At 64.9% G+C, this 11785-nt stretch carries 13 protein-coding genes; all 13 read left to right on the top strand.

Translation table 11 applies throughout. The features are described from left to right. The first annotated feature begins 188 nt into the window (after positions 1 to 188). From PA6_RS04575 to PA6_RS04635, 13 genes are read left to right on the top strand one after another with little or no spacing between them, the layout of a single operon-like run. The gene (locus PA6_RS04575; protein ID WP_021699708.1) at positions 189 to 374 is read left to right on the top strand and encodes a Flp family type IVb pilin; all 186 of its coding nucleotides are present in this window, start codon (positions 189 to 191) and stop codon (positions 372 to 374) included. Positions 375 to 388: 14 nt separating this feature from the next. Beyond that, entirely contained in the window at positions 389 to 904 is a 516-nt protein-coding gene (locus tag PA6_RS04580) for a prepilin peptidase (RefSeq protein WP_021699709.1), read from the top strand. A 2-nt stretch (positions 905 to 906) separates the two neighbouring features. Then, on the top strand, positions 907 to 2226 hold the full coding sequence (locus PA6_RS04585; RefSeq protein WP_021699710.1) for an ATP-binding protein: 1320 nt from the start codon (positions 907 to 909) through the stop codon (positions 2224 to 2226). Positions 2227 to 2238: 12 nt separating this feature from the next. Next, complete coding sequence (gene cpaB / locus PA6_RS04590; protein WP_021699711.1) at positions 2239 to 3045, top strand: Flp pilus assembly protein CpaB; 807 nt, start codon at positions 2239 to 2241, stop codon at positions 3043 to 3045. A 56-nt stretch (positions 3046 to 3101) separates the two neighbouring features. Continuing rightward, positions 3102 to 4574 (top strand): type II and III secretion system protein family protein, encoded by a 1473-nt coding sequence (locus PA6_RS04595; RefSeq protein WP_021699712.1) that lies wholly within the window; start codon positions 3102 to 3104, stop codon positions 4572 to 4574. Between the two features lie 11 nt (positions 4575 to 4585). Beyond that, complete coding sequence (locus PA6_RS04600; RefSeq protein WP_021699713.1) at positions 4586 to 4858, top strand: hypothetical protein; 273 nt, start codon at positions 4586 to 4588, stop codon at positions 4856 to 4858. Between the two features lie 13 nt (positions 4859 to 4871). Further along, positions 4872 to 6233: a pilus assembly protein TadG-related protein gene (locus PA6_RS04605; protein WP_021699714.1), complete on the top strand. Its 1362-nt coding sequence runs from the start codon at positions 4872 to 4874 to the stop codon at positions 6231 to 6233. A gap of 8 nt (positions 6234 to 6241) precedes the next feature. After that, positions 6242 to 6703 (top strand): TadE/TadG family type IV pilus assembly protein, encoded by a 462-nt coding sequence (locus tag PA6_RS04610; RefSeq protein WP_021699715.1) that lies wholly within the window; start codon positions 6242 to 6244, stop codon positions 6701 to 6703. Continuing rightward, on the top strand, positions 6703 to 7206 hold the full coding sequence (locus PA6_RS04615) for a TadE/TadG family type IV pilus assembly protein (protein WP_021699716.1): 504 nt from the start codon (positions 6703 to 6705) through the stop codon (positions 7204 to 7206). Before PA6_RS04610 ends, PA6_RS04615 begins: the two co-directional genes overlap by 1 nt. Then, positions 7200 to 8396, top strand: coding sequence for an AAA family ATPase (locus PA6_RS04620; RefSeq protein WP_043216290.1), 1197 nt, complete (start codon positions 7200 to 7202; stop codon positions 8394 to 8396). Before PA6_RS04615 ends, PA6_RS04620 begins: the two co-directional genes overlap by 7 nt. 3 nt (positions 8397 to 8399) lie before the next feature. Continuing rightward, the gene (locus PA6_RS04625; RefSeq protein ID WP_021699718.1) at positions 8400 to 9830 is read left to right on the top strand and encodes a CpaF family protein; all 1431 of its coding nucleotides are present in this window, start codon (positions 8400 to 8402) and stop codon (positions 9828 to 9830) included. Further along, the gene (locus tag PA6_RS04630) at positions 9827 to 10813 is read left to right on the top strand and encodes a type II secretion system F family protein (protein ID WP_021699719.1); all 987 of its coding nucleotides are present in this window, start codon (positions 9827 to 9829) and stop codon (positions 10811 to 10813) included. The genes PA6_RS04625 and PA6_RS04630 overlap by 4 nt, the downstream gene beginning before the upstream one ends. Before the next feature lie 2 nt (positions 10814 to 10815). Then, the gene (locus PA6_RS04635) at positions 10816 to 11784 is read left to right on the top strand and encodes a type II secretion system F family protein (protein WP_021699720.1); all 969 of its coding nucleotides are present in this window, start codon (positions 10816 to 10818) and stop codon (positions 11782 to 11784) included. The last annotated feature ends 1 nt before the right edge of the window (position 11785 follow it).

Consider the following 11785-nt stretch of genomic DNA (forward strand, 5'->3'; position numbering starts at 1 on the left):
ACCCTTCTGAGAAGACGCCTTCTATTCAGCCAGCGCAGCTTTCTGAAAGCGTAGCCGGGATGCAAAAAAGTCCTAGCGATGCGCAAAAAACTCCTAACCCTAGTTTTCGACCTCCTCTAGCGTGAATCCCATGCCGGGCCTCAAAACCGGCATGTGGCTTGGGCAAACATTCGTGCGAGGTGGGCAAAATGAAATTCGAAACCATCAAGGCCGCAGTGGCCAAGTTCGTGAAAGATGAAGATGGCCTGACTACCGTGGAGTACGCGGTGGCCGGTGGTCTGATCGTGGCGGCACTGGTAACGGCCTTTACTAACTTGGGAACGGCGGTTGGTACGGAAATTCAAGGCATTATTACTGTCCTTACTGCACCGTAGCTGTAGGCGCGGCAATGCACGCCTCGGCGCAGTTTTACATGGCCTTGATCTTGGTCTTCATGCTGGTAGTCGCTTCTGCATGGGACCTGCGTGGTCATCGCATCCCTAACTGGCTGGTCCTGCTGGGGATGCTGGTCGGACTGTCGCTGCAGACCATGGTTGCCGGGCTGCAAGGGCTCGGACAGGGGCTTCAGGGCGCCTTGGTCGGTTTCGCCATTTTCCTGCCTCTGCACATCGCCGGTGGCATGGCCGCCGGCGATGTGAAACTGATGGCCATGGCCGGCGCCTTTCTGGATCCCTTCAGTGCCGCACTGGCCAGTGTCTGCAGCCTGCTGTTCGGCAGCCTTGGCGGGCTGCTCATCGTCATCTGGCGTGGCCAGCTCGGCCGCTTCTTGGGGCGCTACCGTCTGATGCTTATCAGCCGCACCTACATAGCTCCCGAGCAGGGCGACGTGGCGGCTCAGGCATTTCCCTATGCACTGGCGGTGCTCTGCGGAACATCGACGGTTCTCCTGGTGGGAGGAAGCTGATCATGTATGCCGTCAGCGACAGCGATGCCTACCCCAGCGAGCGGGAAGCGGTGCAGAAACTGGCGCCGCAGCCCAAGAACATCCAGGAGACCGGGCTGAGCGAGAATTTTCTTGGCGACCTGCTGTGCAAGCATCTGCACGACACCGGCGTTCTCGATCTGTCGCGCCTGGCCGAGCGGATGGCCCTGACCGGGGCGGTGGTGGAGGAGGTCTTGCAGTTCCTGCGCAAACACGGCCGGGTCGAGGTCCTCGGCCAGGCCGGTGGGCAGGCACTGCGCTACGGCCTCACCGAGCGTGGCCGCACGGCCGCGCGGGATGCCCTGGCGCGCAGCGGCTACCTGGGCGCCACGCCTTTTCCGGTCAGCGCCTATCGTTCGCTGCTGAAGATCCAGACCATCCACCACGGGCGTATCAGCGCCCGCGACATGCGCTCGGCCTTCGGCGGAGTGGTGCTGCCGGAGGGCATGCTTGATCAGCTGGGCGTCGCCCTGAACTCGGGGCGGGCCATCATGATTTACGGGCCGGCGGGCACCGGCAAGACCTACATCAGCAGTCGTCTGATCCGCCTGTTCGCCGAGGCGATCTGGGTGCCCTACGCCATCGCCATCAACGAGTCGGTGGTGGAGGTCTACGACCCGCAGGTGCACCAGGGATTGGACGAAGAACGGCAGAACCCGCTGCTGCTCGACGAGGGCATCGACCGCCGCCTGCGCTGCTGCAAGAGGCCGATCGTGATCACCGGCGGCGAGCTCAGCATGGAGCAGCTGGACATTCGCTACGACCCCTACAGCCGTCAGTACCAGGCGCCGCTGCAGCTCAAGGCCAGCAACGGCCTGTTCATCATCGACGACATGGGGCGCCAGCGCATGGCGCCGGGCGACCTGCTCAATCGCTGGATAGTGCCGATGGAGGAGAAGCGCGACTTCCTCAATCTCGGCGGTGGGCGGCACTGCGAGCTGCCCTTCGACCTGGTGCTGGTGTTCTCCACCAACCTCAACCCGCTGGAGCTGGCCGACGAGGCCTTCCTCCGGCGCATCGGCTACAAGCTGCACTTCAACTACCTCAAGGCGGACGACTACGAGCGCATCTGGCGCCAGGAGTGCGAACGTCTGGGGCTGGCCTATGACCCCGTGCTGCTGCGCTATGTGTTGCAGGGGCTGTACGAGAGCGAAGGCATGCCGCTGGTGCCCTGTCATCCGCGCGATCTGCTGAGCATGGCGCTGGATCGTCAGCGCTATCTGGGTGGATCGGGACCGCTATCCCCGCTCGAGCTGGCGTGGGCCTGGCAGAACTACTTCGTCCAGCTCGATTTCAATGGATAGGGAGACGCGGACATGAGCGTACGAACCCTGAGTTTGGTCGTTCTATCGCTGGTGCTGGGGCTAGGGGCGGCCTGGATGGCTAACAACTGGCTGAACCGCAAGCTGAGCGCCAGTACCGACAGCAACATGCAGGGCGTGGTGGTGGCCGCAGTGGAGATTCCCTTCGGCACCATGATCGAGGCCCAGCACGTGACCCTGATCGCGATGCCCAAGGGCACGGCGCCGGACGACAGCTTCGACAGCGCGGAGAAGGCGGTCGGCAAGATCGCCACCTTCCCGCTGCTGCGTGGCGACATCCTGCGTGGCGCCCGTCTGGCCGAGCACCTGGGCGGCAGCACGCTGGCCTCGCTGATCGCCTCCGAGAAGAGGGCGATCTCGGTGCGGGTGGACGATGTGGTGGGTGTCGCCGGCTTCCTGCTGCCGGGCAACCGGGTCGACGTACTGGCCACCAAGCGTCTCGGCAACAGCAACAACGACGCCGAGTCCAAGACCATCCTCGAGGACCTGCGGGTGCTGGCCGTCGACCAGACCTCCAGCACCGACAAGACCCAGCCGGTGGTGGTGCGTGCCGTGACCCTGGAGATGACGCCGGAAGAGGCGGAGGTCCTGGTCAAGGCGATGACCGAAGGGCGCCTGCAACTGGCCCTGCGCAATCCCCTGGATGATCAGAAGAAACCCAAGGAGCCAGTGCCCGTCGCGGAAAAAAAGCCGCTACCGGCTCCTGAACCGCCGAAGCCCGTGGTCCGGCGCTCCAGTGGCGGTACCGGAGTGACCATCATCCGGGGTACGGAAGTGAATGTGGCGAAGGTGCAGCTCTAGCCGGAGCTGTCGTGATTCGTTCGAACCTGCCTGGCTGGATGGCCGAGGAGAGGGACATGCAAAGCATTCGAGTGATGGGTTCCGCGTTGCTGCTGGGGCTGTGCCTGCTGCTGCCGAGGATCCTGCTGGCCGAGCCCGAGCCATCGGTAACTCCGGTGGCTGCGAGCAACACCGGCAATATCCAGGTGCCCATCTACAAGTCGCGCGTGCTCAGTACGCGGGCAGCGGTCAAGCGCATCTCGGTGGGCAACCCGGAGATCGCCGACATCCTTATCACCAGCCCGCGCCAGCTTTACCTGCTGGGGCGCTCGCTGGGCAGCACCAACGTGCTGCTGTGGGACGGCAACAACAAGCTGATCGACAGCCTGGACCTCGAAGTGGTGCATGACCTCAGTGGCCTGAAGGGCAAGCTGCACCAGCTGATGCCCAACGAGACCATCGAGGTGTTCAGCGCGCAGGGCTCGCTGGTGCTGCGCGGCCAGGTCAGTAGCGCGGCGGTGATGGATACGGCGGTCAAGGTGGCCAAGAGCTACGTGGCCCAGACCGCCAGCGTGGTGCAGGGCGAGGGCGAGGAGGCCAAGGCCGGCCCCACCAAGTCCCTGGACATCATCAACCTGCTCACCGTGGGCGGCAGCCAGCAGGTCATGCTCGAGGTCAAGGTGGCGGAGATGCAGCGCAACCTGGTCAAGCGCCTCGGTGTGCGTTTCCTGGCCATAGGTTCTTCGGGTAACTGGGACCTGGGCGGATTCAACAACGGCTCTTCGCTGCTGGACGATGGTCTGGTCAGCGGTGGCAAGGGGCTGTTGGCGCAGTTCGCCTCCGGCAGCTTCCTCTTCGACATGGTGCTTGAAGCTGCCAAGGAAGATGGTTCGGCCAAGGTGCTGGCCGAGCCGACGCTGGTCACCCTGACCGGGCAGCAGGCCGAGTTCATCTCCGGCGGCGAGTTCCCGATTCCGATCACCGAGGACGACGGCATCACCATCGAGTACAAGGAATTCGGCGTCGGCGTACGCTTCCTGCCGGTGGTGCTGGATGCCGGGCGCATCAACCTCAACCTGAATGTCGAGGTCAGCGAGATCTCCAACGTCAACTCGCTGCTGCTCGATACCGGGCTGGACAGCGTGCTGGGCGATGGCGTGGCGCAGTTCATCCCCTCCCTGACCAAGCGCAGCGCCCAGTCCACGGTCGAGCTCGGCGACGGGCAGACCATCGCCATCGCCGGCCTGATCAACGAGACCACTCGCGACAACCTCAGCCGCTTCCCCGGGCTCGGCGACATCGCGGTACTCGGGCACCTGTTCCGCAGCCAGGAGTTCATCAAGGGTGAGACCGAGCTGGTGATCCTGGTGACACCGCACCTGGCCAAGCCGGTGGATGCCAACCTGGTCCGCCTGCCGACCGAGAACTTCGTCGAGCCGGCCGATCTGGATTTCTACCTGCTGGGCAAGACCAAGGGGGACCAGGCCGGGCGCCCCGTACCGGTCAGCCTCGGGGTAACCGGCAGCAGTTTCGGTCACGATCTCAGATAGGAGGCTCGCACATGAACAGCTGGATTGCCCTTGTTCTCCTCGCCCTGGCCCTGGGTGGTTGCATGACCTACGACGAGGGGCGCGTCGGTTCGCTCGGGCAGAGCGTCTACGCCACCCACTACGAGCAGATCGCCAACAAGGAGCTGGCCGCCAAGCCCGGCACCGAGCCACCTGCCGCAGGTGTCGACGGCCCTCTGACGGAAAAGGTGCTGGACGGCTATCGCGGCAAGACCGGCGACGCCCAGCAGGTCGGCCAGCCGATCCAGATCAACATCGGCCAGTAAGAGGAGCATCGCGATGAACGTCTTCTGCTCCTGTCGCTCCGGGGCGCTGCCCAGGCGCCAGGGCGGAGCCGTGGCCGCGCTGATCGTCATCGCGCTGGCGGCCATCATGCTGATGGCTGCGCTGGCACTGGATGGCAGCCACATGCTGCTCAACAAGACGCGCCTGCAGGGGGCTGTCGATGCTGCCGCGTTGAGCGGGGCCAAGACGCTGGGCGAGGTGAGCGGCACTCTCAACGCATCCACCCTGGCGCGCGATGCAGCCCTGCAGACCCTGAGCCTGAATGCTGCCGCCGCCGGCAATGGCGAGCTGGCCGATGCCATGGCCGATATCGGCGCGGGGTTTGCCAACGTGGAGATGGCTTCCAGCGTCTACGGGCCATTCTCCTTCCCCGGGCCCAGTGGCGCCCGCTATGTGCGCGTCAGTGTGCCGGAGTATCCCTTGGCGGGATTCTTCTGGGGCGTGGTGCAGGCCTTCCTGACTGATCCGGCGCAGGAAAAGTCGGTGGCCGCGGTGGCCACGGCCGGGCCCAGCCCGACCAGCCCCTGCGACCTGGCTCCGGTCATGGTCTGCGGGCAGTCGGTGCCCAACACCTTCTTCGGCTTCAGCTTCGGCGGCCTGCAGGTGCTCAAGTCGGCCACCAACAACAGCTCGGGTATAGGACCGGGCAACTTCCAGCTGCTGGACTTCGGCTCGGGCGGCAAGACGGTGCGCGAGCTCATGGCCGGTGGCGGCACCATCTGCCCGCTGGTCGGCGACAATGTGCAGACCAAGCCGGGCAATACCGTGGGGCCTTCCATCCAGGGGCTCAATACCCGTTTCGGCGAGTACGGTGGTGGCCTCAGCAGCACCAGCTACCCGCCGGACCTGATCACCAACTACAGCCAGGTCAGCGGCCAGGGAGCCCTCAGCCTGGATGGCAGCGGCACCATCGTCTATGGCAAGAGCAACGGCAAGGGTGGTGGTACCGAATCGGTCTCTGCCGATGCCAACGGCAACATCACCACCGGTGGTGGCACGGCTCTTTTCGACTACAACGACTGGCAGCAGCGCTCCGCCGAGTGCGTGGCGGGTAGCGGCAGTGGCTGCCAGGCCGGCGGGGTGTTCCAGCGGCGCATCCTGCGCGTGGTGATCGGCCAGTGCAGCGGCACAGACGGCGGCACCGCGAGCGTGCCGGTGCTGGGTTTCGGCTGCTTCTATGTGCTGCAGCCGGCCGAGCAGAAGGGCAACGAGTCGCAGATCTTCGGCCAGTTCGTGCGTGACTGCGAGGGTGACAGCGTGCCCGGCCCCAACCCGGTCGATGACCAGGGGCCGCAGATCATCCAGCTGTACAAGACCTATATCGACAACAGCCAGACGCCGAGTACCGACTCCTAGGAGGCGCCATGAGCAAGCAGCGAATGAATGCCTGCGGGCAGCGCGGCCTGGCCATGGTCGAGTTCGCCATCGCCTTGCCGTTGCTGGTGCTGATGCTGTTGGGGATCGCCGAGTTCGGTCGCCTGCTGTACCAGTACAACACCCTGCTGCAGGCCAGCCGCGATGCCGGCCGTTACGCCGCCGGGGAGGCCTGGAACGCGACGCTGGGCCAGGTGGAGCTGGGCAGCACGCTACAGACCAGGATCAAGAACGTGGCGCTCTATGGGGCGCCGAGCAACACGGGCAGCCCGGTGGTGGCGGGGCTGGATGCCGACGATGTGAGCGTTGTCGCTGTGGGCACCAATCATGTGCGGGTCAGCATCACCTACGTGTTCCAGCCGGCGATCGGCAATGCGCTGGTCAATCCGTTCGGCGCTGACATACCGCTGAACCTGACGCTGACTTCCAGCGTCGTGATGAGGGCTCTGTAATGAACGGCAGACGCATGCGAGGCCTGTACACGGTGGAGTTCGCCATAGTCGGACTGCTGCTGTTCATCCTGCTGTTCAGCGTCATCGAGCTGGGCCGCCTGTATTTCACCGTCAATACCCTGAACGAAACGGTACGGCGTGGCGCACGGCTGGCCGCGGTATGCGACATCAGCGATCCGGTGATCCTGCGCCGCGCCATCTTCAATGCGGCTGGGGACTCGGGGGCCAGCAGCCTGATCACCAATCTGGATACCGCCGACCTGACCCTCACCTACCTGGACGAGGATGGCAATCAGGTCGCGGCGCCGGCCGATACCACAGGCGCCGATGGCTTCCGGGCGATTCGCTATGTGCGCCTGCGCCTGGAGAATTTCACCTTCGACCTGATGATCCCCGTGCTGGGGCAGCAGATAACCCTGCCCGACTTCCAGGCGACGCTGCCGCGCGAGAGTCTCGGCCGGCATGCCGAGGCCGGTGTGGCGCCGGAGATCACACCATGCTGAAGAACCGAGACCAAGGCCCCCAGTTGCTGATCAGCAGCCGTGACCGGGCTGCCCTGGGGCGGATGCAGGAGATCTGCCAGCGCCTGCCGGGGCTGCAGGTGCTGACCAGACTGGTCAGCAACGGTCATACCGATCCGCTCTACGGCCTGGAGCAGATGCCGGACTTCCTGCTGCTCTGGGTCAGCCATCTGTGGCGCGAAGAGCTGTCGGCGCTGCTGCAGCGTCCTGCTTCCGAGCGTCCGCCACTGCTGGTCTGCGGCCCGCTGGAGCAGCAGGAGGGCATGCGCATGGCCATGCAGGCCGGTGCCCGTGATTTCCTGGCAGAACCGGTCGACGAGGCGGAGCTGCTGGGGGCCTTGCGGCGCATGATGCAGGAACGCCAGGTCGGCTCACCGAGCCAGAATGGCGGCCGGCTGGTGGCGGTGATGAATGCCAAGGGTGGCTCCGGCGCGACCATGCTGGCCTGCAATCTGGCCCATCAGCTGAGCGCTGAAGGAGCAAGCACGCTGCTGCTCGACCTGGACCTGCAGTTTGGTACCGTCGCCCACTGTCTGGACCTGGCGCCCAGCCACAGCCATGTGGAGGTGATGCAGCAGGTCGAGGATCTGGACAGCGTTGCCCTACGCGGCTTCTGCAGCCATTTCAGCCCGACCCTGCACGTTCTCGGCGGGCGCTCCAATGACCTGTGCCTGACCCAGGACCTGCGCATGGAGCAGCTGGAGTCCCTGCTGCACCTGGCGCGCAGCAGTTACGACTGGGTGGTGGTGGACCTGCCCAGGCAGATCGACCATCTCACCGGGGTGACGCTGGAACAGGCCGATCACTGCTTCATCCTGCTGCAGCAGAGCCTGAGCCACCTCAAGGATGCCAGCCGCCTGCTGCACATCCTGCACAACGACCTGGGCGTGCAGGACAACCGCCTGCACCTGGTGGTGAACCGCTACAGCAAGGTCTCGCCCATCACCCTGCAGGACATCACCGAGGCCCTGCGCTGCCGGAGCCTGCAGCGCCTGCCGAACGACTACGCCATTGTCAGCGAAAGCCAGAACAGCGGCGTTCCACTCGGGCTGCATGCGCCGCGCGCGCCCATCACGCAGGCAGTGAGGCAGCTTCGTCAGGAGCTGGCCGGTGCCGATGCCCAGGCGCAGGGGCTGTTGCAGCGCACCCTGGGCCGCTTGTTCAGGGGGTAAGCCATGCTCAGCGAATTTCGTAATCGCCTGCGCCAGCAGGCTGCCGGGGACAGCGAACAGGCCCGGGAACAGGCCACCGAAGGGCAGCCTGGAGTCATGGCTTGGGAGCACTCCGCTCCTGCCGAGGTCTACGAGACCCGCACCCAGCTCAACCCGGTGGAGTGCGAGTGGCGGGAAAAGATCTATCAGCAACTGCTCAAGGTGATGGACCTGTCGCTGCTCGATTCGCTCGAGCCCGCAGAGGCCGCCCGGCAGATCCGCGAGCTCTGCCAGCGCCTGCTGGACGAACATTCGGCGCCGGTCTCCACGCCCAGTCGCCAGCTGATCATCAAGCAGATCGGCGACGAGGTGCTGGGCCTCGGACCGTTGGAGCCGCTGCTGGCCGACCCCAGCGTTTCGGACATCCTGGTCAACGGCCATGCCTCGGTCTACGTTGAGCGCTTCGGCAAGCTGCAGCGTACCGACGTGCGTTTTCGCGACGACCAGCATCTGCTCAACATCATCGACCGCATCGTCTCCAACCTGGGCCGGCGCATCGACGAATCCTCGCCGCTGGTGGACGCGCGCCTGAAGGATGGTTCGCGGGTCAACGCCATCATCCCGCCGCTGGCCATCGATGGGCCGAGCATGTCGATCCGGCGTTTCGCCGTGGACCTGCTCAATACCGACAGCCTGGTGCAGATGGGCACGCTCACGCCGGCCATGGCGCTGATGATCAAGGCCATAGTGCGCGGCCGCCTGAATGTGCTGGTGTCGGGCGGTACCGGTACCGGCAAGACCACCATGCTCAACGTGCTGTCCAGCTTCATCCCGGACAACGAGCGCATCGTCACCATCGAGGACTCGGCTGAGCTGCAGCTGCAGCAGCCGCATGTGGTACGCCTGGAAACCCGGCCTCCGAACATCGAGGGACGTGGCGAGGTGAACCAGCGCGAGCTGGTGCGCAACAGCCTGCGCATGCGCCCTGACCGCATCGTCATCGGCGAGGTGCGCGGTGCCGAGGCGCTGGACATGCTGACGGCGATGAACACCGGCCACGACGGCTCGCTGACCACCATCCATGCCAACACCCCGCGCGATGCCCTGGGGCGGATCGAGAACATGGTGTCGATGACCGGCGCGACTTTCCCGATCAAGGCGCTGCGCCAGCAGATCGCCTCGGCCATCGACGTGGTGATCCAGCTGGAGCGTCAGGAGGATGGCAAGCGCCGCCTGGTCAGCGTGCAGGAGATCAACGGCATGGAGGGCGAGATGATCACCATGACCGAGATCTTCACCTTCGAGCGCCGGGGTATCGGCGAGCAGGGCGAGGTGCTTGGCGACTACCGCCCCAGCGGCATGGTGCCGACCTTCCGCGAAACCCTGGCCAAGCGCGGCATCGAGTTGCCGCTCAGCCTGTTCCGCCCGGACTGGATGGAGGCACTGCAGCCATGAGCCAGATACCCAGCGAGTACATCTTCGTCTTCCTCGGCATGGTCTTCGCTGCAGTATTCCTGCTCAGCCAGGGCGTGGTGGTGCCGGTGTTCGGCGAGGCCGGGCGCATGCGCAAGCGGATCCGTGGCCGGCTGCACCTGCTGGAGCGGGCCAACAGCCTGCCGAACATGCAGACGGTACTGCGGCAGAAATACCTCAAGCGGCTCTCGCCGCTGGAGGCGACCCTGGAGCAGATGCCACTGCTGGAGACCCTGGGGCAGCTGATCGAGCAGGCCGGGCATCACTACCGTGCCTACCGGGTGGTGCTGTTCGCCCTGTTGCTGGCTGGCGCCGTCGGGGCTGGCGTCTGGTTCATGCTCAAGCTCTGGTGGGCGGCGCTGATCCTGGGGGCGATGGCCTCCTGCATTCCCTTCCTGAAGATTTCCAGCGACCGCGGCAAGCGCTTCGCCGCCTTCGAGGAGGGCCTGCCGGATGCGCTGGACGCCATTTGCCGTGCGCTGCGCGCCGGCCACCCATTCGCCGAGGCGCTGCGCCTGGTGGCCGAGGAGCACAAGGGGCCGGTGGCCCAGGAGTTCGGCCTGACCTTCGCCGACATCAACTACGGCAATGATGTGCGCCGGGCCATGCTCGGGCTACTTGAGCGGGTGCCGAGCATGACGGTGATGATGCTGGTCACCTCGATCCTCATCCACCGCGAGACCGGCGGCAACCTGACCGAGGTGCTAGAGCGCATCAGCAGCGTGATCCGCGGGCGCTTTCGCTTTCAACGCAAGGTCAAGACGCTCTCTGCCGAGGGACGGATGTCCGCCTGGGTACTGGTCTCCGTCCCCTTCGTGCTGACCGGCCTGATCGCAGTCACCACGCCCAGCTACATGCCGATGCTGATCAACGATCCCTTCGGTCGCGAGCTGATCGTCGCTGCATTCATCGCCATGTTGCTGGGCATCTTCTGGATTCGCCGGATCATTCGCATCGAGGTCTAGTCATGGACTATCTGCTGGGGCTGATAAACCGTGTGGTGGGCAACGAGGAGCTGGCCAGGCTGCTGTTTGTGGCTGCGATCGGGCTCAGCGTGGTGTTGCTGGTCGCTACGGTGTTGATGCTGCTGACCGGGCTGCAGGATCCGGTGCAGCGCCGTCTCAGCCTGATCAAGCGGGGCCACACCGGAGCAGCTGCCAGTTATGGCACGCCGAACGGCCTGCAGCTGTTGCTGGAGCAGGTCGGCCAGCGCTTCGTCAGTAGCGAAAAGCGTGAGCGCTCGCCGATGCGCAGCCTGCTGATCCATGCCGGTTACAGGTCTCCCTCGGCCGTGCAGGTGTACTGGGCAATCCGCCTGTTGCTGCCGATGCTGTTATTGGGTGGCACGCTGCTGGCGATGCCCTTTGTTCCCAAGCTCTCCTCGAACATGGCCATTCTATGGGTTGCTGCCTCGGTGGGTGTCGGCTGGTTGTTGCCGGCGATCTATGTCGATAAACGCAAGGAGGCGCGCACGCACAGGTTGCGTGTCGCGTTTCCCGATGCGCTGGACCTGATGGTGGTCTGTGTCGAGTCGGGCTTGGCCCTGCCGCAAGCCATGGAGCGGGTAGCCGAGGAGATGTTCGTCAGCCAGCCGCTGCTGGCCGAGGAACTGGCGCTGGTGAACAGCGAGATACGCGCCGGTATTCCGAGTACCCAGGCGCTCAAGCACCTGGCCGAGCGTACCGGCCTGGAGGATGTGCAAGGGCTGGTCAGCCTGCTCGGGCAGAGCATCCGCTTCGGCTCCAGTGTCGCCGATACGCTTCGCGTCTATTCGGAGGAGTTTCGTGACCGGAGGAGCCAGGCCGCCGAGGAGCAGGCGGCGAAGGTGGGAACCAAGCTGATGTTCCCGCTGACCTTCTGCCTCTGGCCGAGCTTCTTTCTAGTCGCAATAGGCCCCGTGATCGTCGGGATACTCAGAACTTTCGGGAAGCTATGAC

This window comes from Aquipseudomonas alcaligenes NBRC 14159 (assembly GCF_000467105.1).
Classification (GTDB): Bacteria; Pseudomonadota; Gammaproteobacteria; order Pseudomonadales; family Pseudomonadaceae; genus Aquipseudomonas; species Aquipseudomonas alcaligenes.

Coding starts and splice junctions, on each gene's coding strand:
- PA6_RS04575 (WP_021699708.1), top strand. CDS start 189: ATGAAATTCGAAACCATCAAGGCCGCAGTGGCCAAGTTCGTGAAAGAT.
- PA6_RS04580 (WP_021699709.1), top strand. CDS start 389: ATGCACGCCTCGGCGCAGTTTTACATGGCCTTGATCTTGGTCTTCATG.
- PA6_RS04585 (WP_021699710.1), top strand. CDS start 907: ATGTATGCCGTCAGCGACAGCGATGCCTACCCCAGCGAGCGGGAAGCG.
- cpaB (WP_021699711.1), top strand. CDS start 2,239: ATGAGCGTACGAACCCTGAGTTTGGTCGTTCTATCGCTGGTGCTGGGG.
- PA6_RS04595 (WP_021699712.1), top strand. CDS start 3,102: ATGCAAAGCATTCGAGTGATGGGTTCCGCGTTGCTGCTGGGGCTGTGC.
- PA6_RS04600 (WP_021699713.1), top strand. CDS start 4,586: ATGAACAGCTGGATTGCCCTTGTTCTCCTCGCCCTGGCCCTGGGTGGT.
- PA6_RS04605 (WP_021699714.1), top strand. CDS start 4,872: ATGAACGTCTTCTGCTCCTGTCGCTCCGGGGCGCTGCCCAGGCGCCAG.
- PA6_RS04610 (WP_021699715.1), top strand. CDS start 6,242: ATGAGCAAGCAGCGAATGAATGCCTGCGGGCAGCGCGGCCTGGCCATG.
- PA6_RS04615 (WP_021699716.1), top strand. CDS start 6,703: ATGAACGGCAGACGCATGCGAGGCCTGTACACGGTGGAGTTCGCCATA.
- PA6_RS04620 (WP_043216290.1), top strand. CDS start 7,200: ATGCTGAAGAACCGAGACCAAGGCCCCCAGTTGCTGATCAGCAGCCGT.
- PA6_RS04625 (WP_021699718.1), top strand. CDS start 8,400: ATGCTCAGCGAATTTCGTAATCGCCTGCGCCAGCAGGCTGCCGGGGAC.
- PA6_RS04630 (WP_021699719.1), top strand. CDS start 9,827: ATGAGCCAGATACCCAGCGAGTACATCTTCGTCTTCCTCGGCATGGTC.
- PA6_RS04635 (WP_021699720.1), top strand. CDS start 10,816: ATGGACTATCTGCTGGGGCTGATAAACCGTGTGGTGGGCAACGAGGAG.